The organism is Micromonospora sp. URMC 103 (assembly GCF_051386435.1).
Taxonomy (GTDB): Bacteria; Actinomycetota; Actinomycetes; order Mycobacteriales; family Micromonosporaceae; genus Micromonospora.
Genome location: NZ_JBPQTR010000004.1, coordinates 1,430,954 through 1,442,751, shown reverse-complemented (window position 1 = coordinate 1,442,751; position 11,798 = coordinate 1,430,954). Strand labels below are relative to the sequence as shown.

The 11,798-nt window shown below is 74.3% G+C and carries 14 protein-coding genes; 6 read left to right on the top strand and 8 right to left on the bottom strand.

Translation table 11 applies throughout. The annotated features are described in order from the left end of the window. The first annotated feature begins 50 nt into the window (after positions 1 to 50). The 5 genes from ACSNOA_RS10345 to ACSNOA_RS10325 all read left to right on the top strand — a co-directional run bounded on the left by ACSNOA_RS10345 (position 51) and on the right by ACSNOA_RS10325 (position 3,991). On the top strand, positions 51 to 443 hold the full coding sequence (locus tag ACSNOA_RS10345) for a YciI family protein (RefSeq protein ID WP_436658374.1): 393 nt from the start codon (positions 51 to 53) through the stop codon (positions 441 to 443). Positions 444 to 446: 3 nt separating this feature from the next. Further along, the gene (locus ACSNOA_RS10340; protein WP_436658373.1) at positions 447 to 1,718 is read left to right on the top strand and encodes an RNA polymerase sigma factor; all 1,272 of its coding nucleotides are present in this window, start codon (positions 447 to 449) and stop codon (positions 1,716 to 1,718) included. Positions 1,719 to 1,729: 11 nt separating this feature from the next. Then, positions 1,730 to 2,050, top strand: coding sequence for a DMT family transporter (locus ACSNOA_RS10335; protein ID WP_436657730.1), 321 nt, complete (start codon positions 1,730 to 1,732; stop codon positions 2,048 to 2,050). A gap of 103 nt (positions 2,051 to 2,153) precedes the next feature. Then, entirely contained in the window at positions 2,154 to 3,116 is a 963-nt protein-coding gene (locus ACSNOA_RS10330; protein WP_436657729.1) for a TIGR03557 family F420-dependent LLM class oxidoreductase, read from the top strand. After that, positions 3,113 to 3,991, top strand: a complete 879-nt coding sequence (locus tag ACSNOA_RS10325; protein ID WP_436657728.1) for an alpha/beta fold hydrolase — start codon at positions 3,113 to 3,115, stop codon at positions 3,989 to 3,991. Before ACSNOA_RS10330 ends, ACSNOA_RS10325 begins: the two co-directional genes overlap by 4 nt. Positions 3,992 to 4,256: 265 nt before the next feature. Here the strand turns inward: ACSNOA_RS10325 and ACSNOA_RS10320 are convergent, their stop codons facing one another. The 8 genes from ACSNOA_RS10320 to ACSNOA_RS10285 all read right to left on the bottom strand — a co-directional run bounded on the left by ACSNOA_RS10320 (position 4,257) and on the right by ACSNOA_RS10285 (position 10,723). Then, on the bottom strand, positions 4,257 to 5,054 hold the full coding sequence (locus ACSNOA_RS10320; protein WP_436657727.1) for an endonuclease/exonuclease/phosphatase family protein: 798 nt from the start codon (positions 5,052 to 5,054) through the stop codon (positions 4,257 to 4,259). A gap of 7 nt (positions 5,055 to 5,061) precedes the next feature. Next, positions 5,062 to 6,609 (bottom strand): phosphatase PAP2 family protein, encoded by a 1,548-nt coding sequence (locus ACSNOA_RS10315; protein ID WP_436657726.1) that lies wholly within the window; start codon positions 6,607 to 6,609, stop codon positions 5,062 to 5,064. A gap of 103 nt (positions 6,610 to 6,712) precedes the next feature. Then, positions 6,713 to 7,714 (bottom strand): YihY/virulence factor BrkB family protein, encoded by a 1,002-nt coding sequence (locus tag ACSNOA_RS10310; protein WP_436657725.1) that lies wholly within the window; start codon positions 7,712 to 7,714, stop codon positions 6,713 to 6,715. After that, positions 7,707 to 8,711, bottom strand: coding sequence for a diacylglycerol/lipid kinase family protein (locus tag ACSNOA_RS10305; protein WP_436657724.1), 1,005 nt, complete (start codon positions 8,709 to 8,711; stop codon positions 7,707 to 7,709). Before ACSNOA_RS10305 ends, ACSNOA_RS10310 begins: the two co-directional genes overlap by 8 nt. A 150-nt stretch (positions 8,712 to 8,861) precedes the next feature. Beyond that, positions 8,862 to 9,440 carry a Clp protease N-terminal domain-containing protein gene (locus ACSNOA_RS10300; RefSeq protein WP_436657723.1) on the bottom strand — a complete coding sequence of 193 codons (579 nt, stop codon included), beginning with the start codon at positions 9,438 to 9,440 and terminating at the stop codon, positions 8,862 to 8,864. Then, positions 9,440 to 9,676, bottom strand: coding sequence for an HTH domain-containing protein (locus ACSNOA_RS10295; RefSeq protein WP_091590425.1), 237 nt, complete (start codon positions 9,674 to 9,676; stop codon positions 9,440 to 9,442). Before ACSNOA_RS10295 ends, ACSNOA_RS10300 begins: the two co-directional genes overlap by 1 nt. A gap of 79 nt (positions 9,677 to 9,755) precedes the next feature. Further along, a complete protein-coding gene (locus ACSNOA_RS10290) occupies positions 9,756 to 9,938 on the bottom strand; it encodes a hypothetical protein (protein WP_436657722.1) in 183 nt (60 codons plus the stop codon). 14 nt (positions 9,939 to 9,952) lie between these two features. Beyond that, positions 9,953 to 10,723 (bottom strand): ArsR/SmtB family transcription factor, encoded by a 771-nt coding sequence (locus tag ACSNOA_RS10285; RefSeq protein WP_436658372.1) that lies wholly within the window; start codon positions 10,721 to 10,723, stop codon positions 9,953 to 9,955. A gap of 148 nt (positions 10,724 to 10,871) precedes the next feature. On the opposite strand from ACSNOA_RS10285, the gene ACSNOA_RS10280 reads away from it, so the two are divergent. Then, a complete protein-coding gene (locus tag ACSNOA_RS10280; protein WP_436657721.1) occupies positions 10,872 to 11,732 on the top strand; it encodes a universal stress protein in 861 nt (286 codons plus the stop codon). Positions 11,733 to 11,798 lie beyond the last annotated feature (66 nt).

The following is an 11,798-nucleotide window of genomic DNA, read 5'->3' as shown; positions in this document are numbered from 1 at the left end:
AGAGCACCGAGAATGGGGTGCGCAGGCGTGAGGAGCCCACCGTGAAGTACATGTTGCTGATGCAGTTCAGCCCCGCCGGGACCGACTTCCCGTCGATCGACACCTGGACGCCGGAGGAGATCCGGGCGCACATCGCGTTCATGGGCGAGGTCAACGCCAAGCTCACCGCCGACGGGGAGTGGGTCGACGGGCAGGGCCTCGGCGGGCCGCAGCAGGCCCGGATCGTCCGGGCCGGCGACGGCGGCGCGCCGGTGGTGACCGAGGGACCGTTCGCCGAGACGAAGGAGTTCCTCGCCGGCTTCTGGCTGGTCGACGTCGAGAGCCCGGAGCGGGCCGTGGAGATCGCCGCGCACATCTCCACCGCTCCCGGGCCGGGCGGCCGACCGCTGAACATGCCGATCGAGGTGCACCCGGTGCTGTCCGCGCCACCGCAGGAGCTGTGACGCCTGACGACCACCGACCGACGCACCGAGGACCTGCTGCGCGACCTGGCGCCGCAGGTTCTCGGCGTGCTCGCCCGGCGCTTCGGTGACTTCGCCACTGCCGAGGACGCCGTGCAGGAGGCGCTGCTGGCGGCCGTCACCCAGTGGCCCGCCGAGGGGATGCCGGCCAACCCGCGCGGTTGGCTGGTCCAGGTCGCGTACCGCCGGATGATCGAGATGGTCCGCGGCGAGACCGCCCGGCGGCGGCGGGAGGACCTGGCCACGCGACGCGAGCCGGACGACCGGCAGGCCGCCCCCGGCGCGGACGAGCAACTGACCGCCGACCGGGACGACACGCTGGTCCTGCTCTTCCTCTGCTGCCACCCGGCGCTCTCCCCCGCCTCGGCCATCGCACTCACCCTGCGGGCCGTCGGCGGCCTCACCACCGCCGAGATCGCGCACGCGTTCCTCGTGCCCGAGGCCACCATGGCCCAGCGGATCAGCCGCGCCAAGCAGCGGATCCGCGCCTCCGAGGCGCCGTTCCGGATGCCCGAGCGGGCCGATCTCGCGGCGCGGCTGGCCGCCGTCCGGCACGTGCTCTACCTGATCTTCACGGAGGGCCACACGAGCAGCGCCGGGCCCGACCTGCACCGCGTGGACCTGTCGGCGGAGGCGATCCGGCTCACCCGCGCGCTGCACACCCGGCTGCCCGACGACAGCGAGACGGCCGGGCTGCTGGCGCTCATGCTGCTCACCGAGGCGCGCCGCCCGGCCCGGACCGGCCCGTCCGGGGAGCTGATCTCCCTGGCCGACCAGGACCGCTCCCGGTGGGACGCCGCCGCGATCGCCGAGGGCGTCGACCTGGTCACCCGGGCGTTGCCGCGCGGACCGGTCGGCCCGTACCAGCTCCAGGCGGCCATCGCCGCGGTGCACGACGAGGCGCCGTCGGCCGAGCAGACCGACTGGCCGCAGATCCTCGCCCTCTACCAGGTGCTGGAGGCGCAGTCGGGCGGCCCCGTGGTGGCGCTGAACCGCGCGGTGGCCACCGCCATGGTGCACGGGCCGGCCGCCGGCCTGGCCGCCCTCGCCGAGTTGGGCGACGACCCGCGCATGGCCGGGCACCACCGCCTGTACGCGGCCCGCGCGCACCTGCACGAGATGGCCGGCGACCGCGCCCGGGCGGTCGACGACTACCGGGCCGCGGCCGCGCGCACCAGCAGTGTGCCGGAGCAGCGGTACCTGACCATGCGCGCCGCCCGCCTGGCCGTGGGAGACGCTCCGCCGAGCGACGACTGACGAGGTACGACATGGCGTACGTCCTGCTGGGCATCGCGATCGCGGCCGAGGTGGCGGCCACCAGCCTGATCAAGTCCACGGCCGGCTTCACGCGGCTCTGGCCCACCGTGGCCTGCCTCGCCGGCTACGGGCTGGCCTTCGTCATGCTGTCGCAGGCGGTGAAGCAGATCCCGGTGGGCGTCGCGTACGCCCTGTGGTCGGGTCTGGGGACCGCGACCATCGTGGCGATCGGCGCGGTCTTCCTCGGCGAGCCGGTCGGCGCCGTGAAGCTCGTCGGCATCGCGCTGATCATCGCCGGTGTCGTGATCGTGAACCTGAACGGCGTCCACTGAGGGCTCCCCCGCGCGTCGGCCGGTCCGGACGAACCGGACGCGAGGGTTGACCACGGCCCGACGGGGTATCCGGGGAGGATCCGCCGGGTCGGAAGGAGACGTCATGGTCAGCGTCGGCTACACCCTCATGTGCGAACAGGCCGGCCCGAAACAGCTGGTCGACCATGCCGTCCGGGCGGAGGCGGCCGGCTTCGACCAGCTCGTCATCTCCGACCACTACTACCCGTGGCTGGACTCGCAGGGACACTCCCCGTACGCCTGGTCGGTGCTGGGCGCCGTGGCGCACGCCACCTCCCGGGCGGAGCTGATGTCCTTCGTGACCTGCCCGATCCGCCGTTACCACCCGGCCGTCGTGGCCCAGAAGGCCAGCACCATCGGGCTGCTCTCGGACGGCCGGTTCACCCTCGGCCTGGGCGCCGGGGAGAACCTCAACGAGCACGTGATCGGGGGCTGGCCACACGTGCAGCAGCGGCACGAGATGTTCGAGGAGGCGTTGCAGGTCATCCGCCCACTGCTCAACGGGGAGACCCTGACGTTCTCCGGCAACCACTTCGACGTGCCCGACGCGTACGTCTGGGACCGGCCGGAGACTCCCGTGCCGATGGCGGTCGCCGCCTCCGGCCCGCAGTCGGCCACCCTGGCCGCCGAGTACGGCGACGGGATCATCGCCAGCGAGCCGGACCGGCGGGTCATCCAGCTCTACGACGACGCGGGCGGCGCGGGCCGGCCGCGCTACGGGCAGGTGCCCGTCTGCTACGGCCCCGACGAGGCGGAGTGCCGCAAGATCGTGCACGACCAGTTCCGGTGGTTCGGGCTGGGCTGGAAGGTCAACGCGGAGCTGCCGGGCCCGGAGTCGTTCGCGGGCGCCACGCAGTTCGTGCGGGAGGAGGACGTCGCCGAGGGGATTCCCTGCGGCCCGGACGTCGAGCGGCACGTCGAGGCGTTCAAGAAGTTCGTCGACGCCGGCTTCACCCACGTGGCGCTCCTCCAGGTCGGCGGCGACAGCCAGCCCATGTTCCTCGACTGGGCGCGGGAGCAGTTGCTGCCGCGGCTCCGCGAGCTGTGACGCGGACGCCCAGCCCGGCCGGGCGCTTCACCCTCGCGGAGCTGCGCCTGGCGCTGGCCGCGCCGCGCGCGGCCGCCGGCCTCACGAGCGAGTGGCGGGTGGTCGACGGTGTGCGCACGCACACGCGGCGCGGCGCCGACCCGGGCACCGGCGCGCCACCGGTGGTGCTCGTGCACGGCCTCGCCGTCTCGCACCGCTATCTCACCCCGCTGGCCGTCGCGCTGGCCACCACGCATCCGGTCTACGTGCCGGACCTGCCCGGCTTCGGGCTCAGCGAGCGCCCCGGCGAGGCGTACGACGTGTCGCGGCACGCCGCGCACCTGGCCGCCTGGCTGGACGCGTACCGGCTGCCCCCGGCCTGCCTGGTCGGGCACTCGTTCGGCGCGGAGGTGGTGGCGGCGCTCGCGGCCCGGCACCCGGAGGCGGTCCGCGCGCTGGTGCTGGCCGGGCCGACCAGCGACCCGGCCGCCCGGACCCGGCGGGGCCAGGTCGGCCGCTGGCTCGTGGACACCCTGCGCGAGGCCAAGGCGCAGTCGCCCATCCTGCTGCGGGACGTCTGGGACGCCCGCCCGTGGCGGGTCCTCGCGACGCTCTCGCACTCGGTGCACAACGCCATCGAGATGGACCTGGTGCGGGTCGCCGCGCCGACGCTCGTGGTGACCGGTGGGCGCGACACGGTGGTGCCGGCGGCCTGGCGGGAGCAGGTGGCGCACCTGGTGCCGGACGCGCGTGCGCTCGTCGTGCCCGGCGCGGCGCACAACGTGGCCACCACCGCGCCGGCCGAGGTCGCCGAGGCGATCCGCCGGCTGCTCCACCGCGCGCCGTCCACCCTGCCTGACGCACCGTCCGACAAGGAGTGCCATGCGCATCGGTAACACGGAGATCCGCCCGCTCGGCGGCGGCCTCGGCTGCCTGCTGATGATCCTCTTCTCGGTGCTCGCCTCGGTGGTGCTCACCGTCCTGGTCAACCTGGTGCTCTGAAGCACCGGACCGGCTCGTCCTCCCAGAGGTCGCAGCAGAAGCGTGATGCCTCAGAGGCATATTTATGCCTCTGAGGCATCAGGCTCACCGCGGCACACCCGCTCCGCCTGCTGCACCCCGGCGGGCCGCCTCTCCGTCGCGCCGCGGCGACGAGCGCGTTCAGGCCGGAGCGAGCGCCACGTCCGCCACCACGGGGTAGTGGTCGGACGCGGAGTCGGCGGCGCCACCCCGCACCACCCGGCACTCCCGCACCCGGCCCGCCAGCGCCGGCGTGGCCAGCAGGTAGTCCAGCCGCATGCCGCTGAACTCCGCCCCGCCGTGGCGGGTCGGCACGGTGAGACCCTCGTCCGGCCCGCCGGCCGCCCGGTACACGTCGACCAGCCCGGCGGCGAGCAGCACGGCCACCGCGCGGGTGTCCACCGTGCGGCCGTCGCGGCGCAGGTGACGGCGGCGGTACGCGGGCGGCAGCCGGCCGAGCCGCTCGGTGTGGTCGGTCGACGGGTCGAGCGTGTTCAGGTCGCCACCGACGAGGGTCAGCTCGCCCGGCGCCCGGCGTACGGCCCGGGCCAGCCAGTCCACCTCGACCCGGCGCCAGCCGCCGGACAGCGGGTGGAGATGGGTGCCGAGCACGGTGAGCGGGCCGGCGTCGGTGGCCAGCACCACCCGGGCGGCCGCGTGGTGGAACGGCCGGCGCAGCGGTCCGGACGCGAGGCTGCGCAGCGGCGGGCGCACGAGCACCGCGACCGGCTGGCCCAGGCAGCTGCCGGCCCGGTGCGGACGCAGACCCAGCCGGTCGGCGAAGCGGGCCAGCACCCGGTCGTCGAAGCCACGCAGCTCCTGGAGCAGCAGCACGTCCGGCCGCTGACCGTCGATCACCTCGACGACCGCGTCCCGCCGGTCGGTGCCGTCGCCGTCCCGCCCGCCGGTGCGGATGTTCCACGTCATCACCCGCAGCACGGCGCGCTCAGTCCGTCCGGGCGGCGGCCGGGGCCGCGGGGGCCGCCTGCACCGCCGGGGCCGCGGGGGCCGGCCGGGCGGCCCGGGCCAGCTCGTCGTCGAGCCGGGACACGTCCTCGGACTCGATGCTCGGCCGGTTGCCCCCGTACACGTCGGCGTTGGGGCGGATCACCCAGTAGAGCAGCCCGATCCAGAGCGCGGCGAGCAGGATCGCGCCCATGAAGTCGGTCGGGTGGTGCATGCCGCGGTACATCCGGGAGGTGGCCACGCCGACGGGCATGACCACGGCGAGCACCACCGTCAGCCACCGCCACCAGCGGTCGCTGCGCGGCATGACGACCACCGCGATCGCCGTGTAGAGGCAGATCGTCGCCGCGATGTGCCCCGAGGGGAACGACGAGGTGGGCATCGGCCCGTCCAGGTTCTCCACCGGCGGGCGGGGCCGGTCCACCGCGTGGGCCGAGGCCAGGAAGAGGCTCAGCTCGCCGAACATGGCCAGCGCCACGAAGAGCACCGGGCGCCAGCGCCGCCACACGGCGAGCACCAGCGGGCAGAACACCAGCGAGACGAGCAGGATCGCGTGGGTGTCGCCGAACTTGCTCCACCACCAGCTCAGCTCCGTGAGCGTGTCGGTGTGCCGCCGCGCGAACCAGCGCGGCACCTCCGTGTCGAGCGTGGCCAGGAAGGTTCCCTTGGCGTGGTAGCTGGCGTACATGCCGAAGGCGTACAGCGCGCCGAAGACCAGCACCCAGCCGACCAGCAGCTCGGCCACGGCGGAGCGCGGATGCTCCAGGACGTGCTCCTCGGCCGGGGCGGGGGTGATGTCGTGCCCGGCCTCCGGCTCCAGCCCCTCGGCGAGCGGCGGCACGGGCCGGCCGCGCTCGCGCCGCCACAGCCGGAAGGCGTACGCCGTGACGCCGAGCCAGGCCGCGCCGAGCAGCCAGCCGGCCAGCACGTCGGAGACGTAGTGGACGCCCAGCGCGATGCGGGTCAGCCCGATGAGGACCACCAGCGCGCCGACGAGGGCGATGACCGGCCGGCGCCACCGGGGCGCGAGCGCCGGCAGGAAGACCAGCAGCAGGGCGCCGTACGCGACGAACGAGCCCAGGGCGTGGCCGCTGGGGAAGCTGTTGCCCGGCGCGCTCGCCACGGGCACGTCCACGACCGGGCGGAGCCGCCCGACCAGCGTCTTGAGCGACGGGTCGAGGATCAGACCGCCCACGCCCGCGATGATCAGGTAGACGGCCAGCCGGGGCTGCCGGCGGATCAGCAGCCCGACCACGGCGATGGTGACGAGCCAGATCAGGATCGGCCGTCCTCCGAGGTCGGTGACCGCCTGCAGCACGGTCACCACGGGGTGGTGCGGCGCCACGAGGTCGTTGAACCAGGCGGCCACCGCGCGGTCCGCGTGCTGGAGCGGACCCCAGTGGAAGCGGACGAGCATGAGCAGCACGCCGAAGGCCGCGCCGGCACCGATGACGGCCGCGAGCCCGGCGACGGTCCGCTCGGTGAAATGCCCGATCGGTCGCCGGAGCACCTCTTTGACGCCGGTCACCCCCGCACCTCCCTTGTCGTCCCTGGCGAGGCGCTTTACCCGATCCGCGTTGCCCGTACACGCGGGCGGCGGGCGGACGCCGGGGGCCGGACGGGCGGGTGCGTCAGAGCGCGGTCATCTCGCCGGTGTCGAAGACCTCCGCGCGTTCGGCCTCCGGCTCCCACAGGTCCGGCTGCGCCGGCTCCTGCACCCCGATGCGCAGCGCCTCGAGCTGCGCGGCGAACGACAGCCCCCCGAAGAGCGCCACGCCGGTGAGGTTGGCCCACAGCAGCAGCGCCATCATCCCGGTGAGCGCGCCGTACGTCTGGCCGAACGCGTCGCTGTAGTACACGTACGCGGCCAGCAGCAGGCTGGCGAGCCACCAGAGCACGGTGGCGATGCCGGCGCCGAAGAACAGCCAGGACAGCCCGGGCTGGCGGCGGCGGGGCGCGTGCCGGAACAGCACGGCCACGGCCAGCACGGTCAGCGCGAGGCTCAGCGGCCAGCGGACGACGTCCCACACACCCTCGAAGACGCTGCCCCACTCGTAGTGCTGCTGCACCGACTCACCCATCGGGCCACCGCCCACCAGGATGAGGAACCCGGTCAGCGCGGGCACGCCGGCGGTCACCGCGAGGACGGCGGCGCGTACGTACTTCCAGAGCGCGGGCCGGTCCCGCTCCACGCCGTAGATCCGGTTGGCGCCGCGCTCGATCTGCGCCATGGTCGTGGTGAGCGCGATGAGGCCGGTGATGAGGCCCAGGGTGAGCGCCAGTTCCCCGGCGCGCTCGGTGGTCTCCCCCTCGCCGAGCAGCTGCGCGACCACGGGCTCGCTGGCGCCCGGGGTGAGCGCCAGCACGGTGTCGGCGACGACCTGGCCGCCCTCCTCGACGCCCAACTCGCTGATGAGGCCGGTGAGGGCGATGAGGAAGGGCACCACGGCGAGGCAGAGTTGCAGCGCGAAGGCGCGGGAGTGGCTGAACCCGTCGCCGTAGCGGAACCGGATGAACGCGTCCCGCAGCAGGTGCCAGCCGCCCTGCCGGCGCAGGGTGTGCCAGGCGTCGTCGGCGGACAGCTCCTCGTCGGGCATGAGCCGGGTTTCCGGCACCATCCGGGTGCTACTCACGGCGCGCCTCCTCGACGAGCTGTTCACCCCGCTCGCCCGCGGCCTCGGCGTCCACGGCGAGGTCCGGCGCCCGCTCGGGCTGCGGTACGCACAGCCACAGCGCCTTGGGCCGGATCACCGCGCGCAGGCGGCGGCCGGGCTCGATGAGGTCGCCGTCGAGTTCGCGGGGCTGGGTGCGGGTGGCGGTGATGACCACGCGCCGGCCGCGGAGCACCTCCATCCGGGGCACCCGCCCGCGCCGGCGGATGACGCCCCAGCCGAGCTCGAGCCAGTGCCGCAGCGTACGCGGGGTGAGCACGGCGACGTCCAGCCAGCCGTCGTCCGGCTCGGCCTCGCTGAGCAGCCGGATGCCGCCCTGGAGCCGCCCGACGTTGGCGACCAGCACCGAGCGGGCCCGGCGGCGCACCGGCGGCCGGTCGTCGACCCGGATCGACACCCGCATCGGGCGGTCGCGCAGATGCCGCGCGGCGCCCATCACGTACGCCGGCCATCCGATCTTTGCCTTGGTGGTCTCGGAGGTGGCAGCGAGCATCTGGGCGTCGAAGCCCATGCCGGCCATCACCGTGAAGTAGCGGCCGTCGACCTCGCCGACGTCGAGCAGCCGACGCCCCCGCTCGACGGCGACCTGCAACCCGGCGGCCAGGTCGGTGGAGAGCCCGAGGTTGGCGGCGAGCAGGTTGCCGGTGCCCTGCGGCAGCACGGCCAGGGCCACGTCGGTGCCGACCAGCGCGCTCACGCAGGACATGACGGTGCCGTCGCCGCCGCAGGCGAAGACGAGGTCGACGCCGGCCTTCACCGCACGCTCGGTCTGGCCCCGGCCCGGGTCGTCGACCGTGGTCTCGAACCAGAGCGGCTCGGGCCAGCCGGCGGCGGTCAGCGTGTCGTCGACCGTACGCCGCAGCTCGGCGAGATCGGTCACCTTCACCGGGTTGACCACGACGGCGGAGCGGAGTCCACCGTCGCCTCCTCCGGGCCGCGCGGGCCGTCCAGCAGTCACGGCGTCAGTGTGCAGCAAGCGGCACCGTTCAGCGAGCCCCGGCCCGGACTCCGTCGGAAGTGCCACAGACGGGTTTGAAAACGCGCGTGCCCCGCCCCGCCGCCGTGGCGCCGGCCCTCGAGCCGCCGGCCACGGCGACGGGCAGCCTCCTCAGGCGGCCGCGCGCAGGGCCACCTCCACCCGGCGGCGCAGGTCGTCGAGGTCGGCACCGGCCTCGGTGAGCACGAGCGCGGCGAGGCCGGAGCCCTCACGGAGCAGACCGAGCAGGATGTGCTCGGTGCCGATGTGGCGGTGCTTCAGCCGGATCGCCTCGCGCAGCGACAGCTCCAGCACCTTCTTCGAACGGGGTGCGAACGGGCCGCCGGTGTGGCGGCGCCGGCCCCAGCGACGGCGCGGCTCGGGCACCGCCTCGCGCAGCGCGTCCGGCCCGAACGACTCCTCGATGCGGGCCACGATGGCGGCCAGGTCGATGCCGATCTCGCGCAGCGCCGCCGCGTCGGCGTCGCCGAGCCCCACACCGCCGGCCTCGGTGTGCCGCCGGATCCTGGCCCGCAGGTCGTCGGCCGTGACGCCGGCCTCGGTCAGCACCCGGCTCGCGAGGCTCGCCTCGTCGGCGAGGACGGCGAGCAGGAGGTGCTCGGTGCCAACCGGCCGCTGGCCGTCGCCGCTGGCCTCCTCCACCGCCCGCTGGACGACCTGGCGGGCCCGGTTGGTGAACCGTTCGAACATCACGCCTCCCAGGAGGTGGGGACCGCCGGTCGCCCGGCGTGCTTCTTGTGGACCGCCTGCCGGCTGACCTCGAGCGCGTCGGCGATCTCCTGCCAGGACCAGCCCTGTCGACGGGCGTTGTCCACCTGGACCACCTCGAGCCGCTCGAGCAGCCGGCGCAGCGCGCGGACGGCGCGGAGCCCGACCCGGGGGTCGGTGCTGCCGGCGGCTGCCGCGAGTTCCGTCGCCTGACTCATGCTGTCAACATACGTTGACAGCACAACTCTGTCAACCCGTGTTGACGCGGGAGGGGCCGGAACGGGTTCGGGGCGGGCCCTATAGCTGCTTCGCGTGCCCGGGCAGCTCCACGTCCGCGAGCCCGGCGAGGATGTCCCCCAACGACAGCGGCTGGTCCACCAGGCACGCGCCGTTGGACAGGAGCAGCACCGGCACGGTCGTGGCGAGTTCGGCCTCGCTCAGCACCGCGGCGTAGGCATGCCGGAGGGGCGTGGTGTCCACGGATCGGGTTCCTCTCAGGCGTGCGAGCCGGCCATGTCCCAGGGCGACTGCGGAAGCGCGTCGCCGGTCTCCAGCAGGGACTTCAGGTTCGACAGGACGGCCGGCCAGCCGCTCGAGATGCCGTTGAGCATCTCGACGTTGGGCAGGTTCTCGTGGGTCACCGTGAGACGCACGATGTCCTGGTGCGGTTCGACGAGGAACGTCACGACCGACGGGTCCCGCTCCTCGCCCGCGCTGTCCTCGAAGGTGACGACCAGACGCGTCGGCGGCTCGGCGGCGAGCACCTTGCCCACCACGTCGACCGCGCCCGAACCGTCGACGCGCCGGTGCTCCCAGGCCGAGCCGGGCTGCCAGTCGGAGACGTTGGCGTGGCCCCAGTACCGGGCCGTCAGGTCGGCGTCGGTGAGCGCCCGCCACACCTGCTCGGCGCTCGCACGGATGTAGGTGACGTACACGTACGTCCGGACGGATGTCATCGCGTACTCCTCTGCTTGGTGTCTGATCGCGCTCAGCGCCCCCAGGCGGGGCTTGTCGAAGCCGGAGATCCAGCGCTCCTCGATCTCGTGGATCGGCCCCGGGTTCAGGTAGTGCAGCCGCTCCCGCCCCCGCCGCACGACGGCGACGAGGTTGGCGCGCACGAGGATGTCGAGATGCTGGGTGGCCGACTGACGGGCCATGGCCAGGTGTTCGCAGAGCTCGCGCAGCGTCTGCCCGTTGCGTTCGCGGAGACGGTCGAGCAGGAGCCGCCTCGTCGGGTCGGCAAGCGCCTTGAAGACCAGTTCCATCTCGCTCACCGCCCCATTATGCAGGTGTTTACCTGCCTAATTCAACCGGCCCGTCCGGTGGCGGGAACCCACACGCTCGCCGCGCTCGCACGACTACCCTCGGTGCAGGGCGCGTTCGCCGGGCGCGACGCCCGGGAGGTGATGTCCGATGACCGCAGCCGCCGGCCCCGCCGTGCTCGTCGGTCTCGGTTCGGAGCGCAACCTCCCGGTGGTACGGCTCGCCGCGCAGGAGGCCGCCGCCCACGGTCGGCCCCTGCACCTCGTACACGCCTTCGACTGGAGCGCGGCCTTCCAGGCGGACACCGTGGCCGCGCCGCGCGACGCGGCCGAGGACCTGATCGCCCGCGCCAACGACCTGGCACGGGACGTCGAACCCGAACTCGTGGTCAGCGGTGAGATCGTCGAGGGGGCGCGGGTGCCCGTCCTGCTCCGGCGGTCCGAGCAGGCGTTCCTGCTGGCCGTGGGCGACGGCGGCATGGCCACGTGCGACGACTGCGTCCCGGCCGACGCGCCCGCCGTCCAGCTCGCCGCCCGGGCCGGCTGCCCGGTGCTCGTGGTCCGCCGGGAGCCACCGCCACAGGGTCCGGTGCTGGTCGGCGTCGACGGGTCACCGAGCTCGAACACCGCGCTGGAGTGGGCGTACCACTGCGCCGCCAGCCGGGAGGCGCGGCTGCTCGCCATCCGGGTCGTGGAACCCGACGAGGACACCGACGAGATCGCCCGCCAGCTCACCGAGGTCGTGGAGCGGTACGCCGGCCGCCACCCCGACGTGGCCACCGAGTGCCACACGATCCGGGGGGACCCGGGGAGCGTCCTCGTCGAACAGTCCCGTTCGGCGCAGCTGGCACTGGTCGCGGCACGCGGCGACGAGCCCGGGCGGGGCATGCTCGGCGCCGTGGCGCAGTCCCTGCTCTACCACGCGCCCGCCCCGGTGATCGTGGTGCGCGGCGTGATCCGCACCGCCGAGCAGGAGCACGACGCCCGGCCGCACCGGGCCCGACGACCCTGACCCACCGCCGCCCGACCGGAGCGGGCGGGACATGCCCGCGCCGCGCGGTGCGGGCGTCCCCGAACT